We start from the raw sequence: 4,922 nt of genomic DNA, 5'->3' as shown, positions 1-4,922 counted from the left end.
GGACGCCGGGCGCCCCGAGCCGGCGCCCGGCGCGAGCCCGGCCCCGCCCCGGGCGGGCGGGTCAGAGCGAGCCGAGGTCGGAGGACACCCAGCGTTCCGGACGCATCCGGATGACGATCTGGTCGCCGTGGGCCTCCCAGGCGTAGTCGACGTAGCCGTCGACCTTCTCGGCGGGCAGGTAGCGGGCGGAGATCTCCCGCAGGAGTCCGACGGTGGCCGGGGTGGTGTCGACGACCGGCCCCTCGACGGAGACGTAGCGGATGCTCGGTTCGAGCCGGTCGACCATCAGCGAGAACCGTCCGGCCGCGCCGATCAGCCGGTGCTTGCGGCTGTCCCGGCCGGTGAGGATCCAGGCGTCCCCGCCGGGCGCGTACTGGTACCAGATCGGCACCGTCAGCGGGGCCCGCCCCGGCTCCCCGGCGACGGACAGGGCGGCGACACGGGGCTCGGCCAGGAACTGTTCACGCTCTGCGCGGCTCAGGGCCATGGGGGAATCCTCCTGCGGCTGGAAGCGTCGGGTCGTCCACACGGGCGTGTCATGCGCTCGCGTGCAGCACAACGAGGCCCGTACACCCCGTGTTCCTCCCGTCCCCCGGACGGCCGAAAGCCGCCCGGCCGTGCCGCAGGGGGAGGCCGGGGGCGCTCACCCCCGGCCCGGCACCACTGTCCCCGACGAGCAGAACCAGCCGCCCGTCCCCGAGGCGACCGCCAGCCGGGGGAGGGAGCCGTCGGACCGGCGCACCTGCCGGGCCCCGCCCTCGCCGCGCAACTGCCGCACGGCCTCCCCAGCAGGAACAGCCCGCGCATGCCCGGATGCCGGGCGGACAGCCAGCCCGCCCCCGTCGGTGTTCACCGGCAGCGCGCCGCCCGCCACCCGCAGCCGCCCGTCCCCGACGAACGCCCCGCCCTCGCCCTTCGGGCCGAAGCCGGCTGGAGCGTGCGTAACGCGCGAGCGCGAGCGCGACGCTCACAGCAGTGCCAGCCGCTGCACCAGCAGCAGGGCGCCGATGCCGAGCATCGCGGCCCCCGAGGTGCGGACCACCGCCCGGGCGGCTGCCGGGCGGGCTCCGAGGACGGCGCCGGCCGCGACGCCGACCGTGAGGTAGACGGCGGCGCAGCACGCCATGTGCGCCAGCCCCATGACGACGGTCTGCGCCGCCACCGGCAGGTGGGCGCCGTCCCCGGTGACCAGGAACTGGGGGAGCACCGAGAGGTAGAGCAGCAGGCCCTTGGGATTGAGGCCGCTGATGACCGCGCCCCGGCGGAAGGCCCGGCCCGCGCCCTCCCGCGGGGCGTCGCGGTCCGCGCCCGGGGTGCCCGGGCGGCGCAGGACGCTCCAGCCCAGCCACACCAGGTAGCCCGCCCCCGCCACGGTCAGCGCGGTGAGCAGGACCGGGGAGCCCGCGACGAGGACCGCGAGGCCGGCCGCGGCCAGCGCGGTGTGCAGGGCGTACCCGGCGACCAGGCCGCCGACCGCGGGCGCCACCGACCGCCCGCGCAGCCCGGCCGAGATCGCGTACGCCCAGTCGGCACCCGGGACGCACACCAGCATCAGGTCGAGGGCGAGGAAGGAGAGGAGGGTCCCGGTGTCCATGCCGGCGAGATTAGGCGGATTCCGGCCGAATGTGTTCCCGTATTTTTCCGCTCTCCGGGCCTGCTGAGGCAGAATTTCCCTCATGGACGACATGGACCGGAAGATTCTTGCGGAGCTCCAGCACAACGGCCGGCTGACGGTGACCGAACTGGCGGCGCGTGTGCGGCTGAGCGTCTCGCCCTGCCACCGGCGGCTGCGGGAACTGGAGCGGTCGGGGGCGATCAGCGGCTACCGTGCGGTCGTCGACCCGGCCGCGGTGGGCCTCGCCTTCGAGGCGCTGGTGTTCGTGTCCATGCGGCAGGAGGACCGGGACACGGTCCGGGAGTTCGAGCGGGCCGTCAGCGACGTGCCCGAGGTGCTGGAGGCGCAGCGGCTGTTCGGGGAGCCGGACTACCTGCTGCGGGTGGTCGCCGCCGACCTCACCGCCTACCAGCGGCTCTACGACGAGCGGCTGGCCACGCTGCCGGGCGTGCAGCGGCTGACGTCCACGCTGGTGATGAAGCACCTGGTGAAGGACCGCCCGCTGCCCGCCTGACCCGGGCACCCCCGGCCGGGTGATCCGCCCCGGAAACGGCACAGGCGGCGGCCACCGGAGTGAACCGCCGCCTGCCGGACAGGACTTGCGAGACGTGCGAGACGTGAAGAGAAGGAAGGAGGCCGCCGGGCGGCTACCGGGTGGGCTTCCTGCCGGTGACGCCGAGGTACACCAGCAGCGCCAGGTTCGGCTTCAGTTCCGCCTGCTTCACGCCCCAGGAGGTGAACCCCTTCTGGTGCGAGGCGACCGCCGCGAGCATGGTGACCAGCGAACCCGCGATCGCCGCCGGGTTCACGTCCTTGTCGACCCGCCCCTTGGCCTGCAGCTCGGCCACCGCGTCCGCCAGGGAGTTGTTCACGGAGTTGAGGATCTTCATGCGGATCTTGTAGAAGCGCTTGTCGCCCTCGGCCGCCCCGAGGTCGACGACCCGCAGGATCGCGTCGTTGCGGCGCCAGAAGTCCAGGAAGCCGTCCACGAGTTCCTGCGCCGTCTGCCAGCCCGCCTTGCCGGCCCAGGACCGGCCCTCGAGCAGTTCGGTCAGCTCGGCGCCCTCGGCGGCCATCCGGTCGGCGATTTCCAGAACCGCGCCCTCGACGTCCGGGAAATACTGGTAGAAGGTGGCGGGTGAGGTCCCGGCCTTCCTGGCGACATCGATGACTTTGACGTCCCGGTAGGGGGAGGAGCTGAGCATCTCGCCGAGGCAGTCGAGCAGCTTCTGCCGGGTCGCCTGCCCACGTCGGCCGGCCACGCGGCCGTCCACGGTACGCACTTGTCCTGTCATGTCGTCAGCTTACCGAGGGGCGATGGGAGCGCGATTCGGCCGACTGCAAATGGGGTGTGCGGGTTCCAGGGGCCTGATGTGCCTGGTCTGCGGGCTGCGTGCGACCCGGCTACGTTGGCGACATGGCCGAAAACAGGGCATCGCGGCACACGAGGGAGCCCGAGTACGCGGAGGGCGCCCCGTGCTGGGCGGACGCGCAGCTTCCGGACGTGGCGGCGGGCAGGCGGTTCTACGGCGAACTCTTCGGGTGGACCTTCGAGGAGCGCCCGGCGGGCGGTGTGCGGGCGCTGAAGGACGGTGAGCCCGTCGCCTCCCTCGGACGGAAGACCGACGGTCGGCTCCCCACGGTGTGGACGGTGTCCTTCGCCACCCCGGACGCCGAGGCCATGTGCCGCCGGATCCGTGCCGCGGGCGGACAGGTCGTCTCCGCCCCGCTGCCGGTCGACGGCCTCGGGACCTCCGCGCTCGTCACCGATCCCGAGGGGGCCGTGTTCGCCCTGTGGCAGCCGGACGCGCACCGCGGCTTCGGCCGCCGCCACGAGCCGGGCACCTTCGCCTGGGTGCAGCTGTACACGCGGGACACCGAGGCGGCCAACACCTTCTACGGGGACCTCTTCCACGACGCCCTCTTCGGCCCCGGCGCCGAGCCCGACTTCGGCCGCGCGCCCGTCTCCGACGTGTTCCCCGCCGAGATGCCGCCCCACTTCCTGGTGCACTTCGCCGCCGAGGACCCGGCCGCCGCGACGGCGGAGGTGACCCGGCTGGGCGGGCGGGTCCAGGTCCCGCCCTTCGAGACCTCCTACGGCACCGTCGCGGTGGTCACCGACAACCAGGGGGCGTCCTTCGCGCTGCTGCGCCGCTGAACCGCCCGCCCGATGGGCCGCTCATGTCGTGAATATGCCTGGACATCCCCTTTGTCCCCGGGTTCGCAACCTGCGCGCCGGACAGGAAGAATCGGGGGGCGTGCCGCCGCGGCGGTGCGGTGGTGAGACGCTGCACTTCGGTCGCGCGCACAGGCGGTGGCGCGACTCGTACGGGGAGGTGGCAGGCAAGTGGTGGATCAGCTGACGCAGCACGATCCGCGGCGTATCGGGCCGTTCGAGGTGCTGGGACGGCTGGGTGCCGGTGGCATGGGGCTGGTCTATCTCGCGCGCTCGGCGTCCGGGCGGCGGGTGGCGATCAAGACGGTCCGGACCGAGCTGGCCGAGGACCAGCTGTTCCGGGTCCGCTTCACGCGCGAGGTGGAGGCGGCCCGCGCGGTCTCCGGCTTCTACACCGCGGCCGTGGTGGACGCCGACCCCCGGGCCGCCGTGCCGTGGCTGGCCACCGCGTACGTCCCCGCGCCCTCCCTCGAGGAGATAGTGAACGAGTGCGGGCCGCTGCCGGCCCAGGCGGTGCGCTGGCTCGCCGCGGGTGTGGCGGAGGCGCTCCAGTCCATCCACGGCGCCGGACTGGTCCACCGCGACCTCAAGCCGTCCAACGTGCTGGTCGTCGAGGACGGCCCGCGGGTGATCGACTTCGGTATCGCGTCCGGCGTGTCGAACACCCGTTTGACGATGACGAACGTCGCCGTCGGCACCCCCGCCTACATGTCGCCCGAGCAGGCCAAGGACTCGCGCAGCGTCACCGGCGCGAGCGACGTGTTCTCGCTCGGCTCGATGCTGGTCTTCGCCGCCACCGGCCACCCGCCCTTCCATGGGGCCAACCCGGTCGAGACGGTCTTCATGCTGCTGCGCGAGGGCCCGGACCTCGACGGCCTGCCGGACGAGTTGCGTCCGCTGATCGAGTCCTGCATGCAGATGGACGCCACGGCACGCCCCAACCCCGCCGACCTCCAGGCCCAGCTCGCCCCGCACCTGTTCGGCTCCGGTTCCGACGACAGCGGGACGGCGTCCGCCTGGCTGCCCGAGCGGGCGGTGCACCTGATCGAGTCCCGCCGGGGCGGCCGCCGGACCCCGCGGCCCGCCCACGGCACGGGACGCAGTGCCGGCGGGGCCCGGCCCCCCGTGCCG

At 73.6% G+C, this 4,922-nt stretch carries 6 protein-coding genes and 1 pseudogene; 3 read left to right on the top strand and 4 right to left on the bottom strand.

From position 1 onward, the window contains the following. Window positions 1–61: 61 nt before the first annotated feature. From G3I53_RS23705 to G3I53_RS23695, 3 genes and pseudogenes are all read right to left on the bottom strand, one after another. Complete coding sequence (locus G3I53_RS23705; RefSeq protein WP_164336675.1) at window positions 62–487, bottom strand: pyridoxamine 5'-phosphate oxidase family protein; 426 nt, start codon at window positions 485–487, stop codon at window positions 62–64. Window positions 488–643: 156 nt separating this feature from the next. Further along, window positions 644–928: pseudogene (locus G3I53_RS34090) on the bottom strand (acetyl-CoA acetyltransferase); the annotation flags it as partial. 39 nt (window positions 929–967) lie between these two features. Further along, the gene (locus G3I53_RS23695; protein WP_164438742.1) at window positions 968–1,594 is read right to left on the bottom strand and encodes a LysE family translocator; all 627 of its coding nucleotides are present in this window, start codon (window positions 1,592–1,594) and stop codon (window positions 968–970) included. Between the two features lie 82 nt (window positions 1,595–1,676). On the opposite strand from G3I53_RS23695, the gene G3I53_RS23690 reads away from it, so the two are divergent. Further along, on the top strand, window positions 1,677–2,129 hold the full coding sequence (locus G3I53_RS23690; RefSeq protein WP_164337968.1) for an Lrp/AsnC family transcriptional regulator: 453 nt from the start codon (window positions 1,677–1,679) through the stop codon (window positions 2,127–2,129). Between the two features lie 133 nt (window positions 2,130–2,262). Here G3I53_RS23690 and G3I53_RS23685 read toward each other — a convergent pair whose 3' ends face one another. Then, window positions 2,263–2,898, bottom strand: coding sequence for a TetR family transcriptional regulator (locus G3I53_RS23685; protein WP_164337969.1), 636 nt, complete (start codon window positions 2,896–2,898; stop codon window positions 2,263–2,265). A 134-nt stretch (window positions 2,899–3,032) separates the two neighbouring features. Here G3I53_RS23685 and G3I53_RS23680 point away from each other — a divergent pair, with 134 nt between their 5' ends. Both G3I53_RS23680 and G3I53_RS23675 read left to right on the top strand, forming a co-directional pair. Continuing rightward, entirely contained in the window at window positions 3,033–3,773 is a 741-nt protein-coding gene (locus tag G3I53_RS23680) for a VOC family protein (RefSeq protein ID WP_164337967.1), read from the top strand. 189 nt (window positions 3,774–3,962) lie between these two features. After that, the coding region (locus G3I53_RS23675; protein ID WP_343240677.1) for a serine/threonine-protein kinase at window positions 3,963–4,922 on the top strand (960 nt) is incomplete at its 3' end.

Origin of the sequence: Streptomyces sp. SID14436 (assembly GCF_010548465.1) — a bacterium.
Taxonomy (GTDB): domain Bacteria; phylum Actinomycetota; class Actinomycetes; order Streptomycetales; family Streptomycetaceae; genus Streptomyces.
This window is presented reverse-complemented; position numbering and strand designations above follow the sequence as displayed.

What these genes read in the sequence shown, in the direction of transcription:
- G3I53_RS23705 (WP_164336675.1), bottom strand. Translation starts at nt 487, where the DNA reads ATGGCCCTGAGCCGCGCAGAGCGTGAACAGTTCCTGGCCGAGCCCCGT.
- G3I53_RS23695 (WP_164438742.1), bottom strand. Translation starts at nt 1,594, where the DNA reads ATGGACACCGGGACCCTCCTCTCCTTCCTCGCCCTCGACCTGATGCTG.
- G3I53_RS23690 (WP_164337968.1), top strand. Translation starts at nt 1,677, where the DNA reads ATGGACGACATGGACCGGAAGATTCTTGCGGAGCTCCAGCACAACGGC.
- G3I53_RS23680 (WP_164337967.1), top strand. Translation starts at nt 3,033, where the DNA reads ATGGCCGAAAACAGGGCATCGCGGCACACGAGGGAGCCCGAGTACGCG.